The organism is Kineococcus vitellinus (assembly GCF_009906315.1).
In the GTDB taxonomy this organism is placed as follows: Bacteria; Actinomycetota; Actinomycetes; order Actinomycetales; family Kineococcaceae; genus Kineococcus; species Kineococcus vitellinus.
In genome coordinates this window covers 1-664 of record NZ_JAAALL010000625.1, presented here as the reverse complement: position 1 = coordinate 664, position 664 = coordinate 1, and the positions used below count along the sequence as shown (strand labels likewise).

1 pseudogene is annotated in these 664 nt (G+C 79.1%); it reads left to right on the top strand.

The annotated features are described in order from the left end of the window. Positions 1–518 (top strand): annotated as a pseudogene (locus GTQ99_RS23800) (hypothetical protein); the annotation flags it as partial. Positions 519–664: the final 146 nt, after the last annotated feature.

The window sequence follows — 664 nt, the reverse complement described above, 5'->3', positions numbered from 1 at the left end:
GTCCACCTCGGCGGGGATGGCCAGCGGGATGGAGCTCATGTCGGTGCTTCCCCGTCCTCGTGGTGCGCTTCGTGCGCGGACCGCGCCTGCGCGGTGCGCCGCCGGGCGACCCGTGCCGCCGGCACGACCGTAACCAGCGACCGCGCGAGCGGCGCGACGGCGCCGCCGGCGGGCCCCGCGCCCGCGGCGCGGCCCGGCTGGCCGAGGAGCCGGTGCACTCCTACCGTGGGGCGGGGGTCCCGCCACCCGGCCGTCCCGCGGCCGGGTCGGGGACCGACACCGGCGGCATCGCTCGTGAGCGCAGCAGCGGAGGCGACATGGTCCACCAGTCCCGCGCCAAGGCACCGGCCAGTGCCCTGCAGGGGGCTCTCAGCATCATGATCTTCCTCGAGGTGGCGGCCGTCGCGGGCGTCGCCCTGGGGCACCTGCTGCACAGCTACCTGCTGGGCGCCGCTCCCGCCGTCCTCATCGCCGCGCTCGTGACGGGCACCTGCGCCTGGGTGCGCCGGCGCCAGTGAGCCGCGCCGGCGCGCGGGCCGGCGACTCCGCCCGTGCAGCGCGCGTTCGCCCGGGCGCCCCGCCGACGTCGCCCTCCGGTGGACACGGGGGTGGACCCTGGCGGCAGGGGGGCGCTCCGGTCGGGCGCTCCTGAGCACGGCGGCGT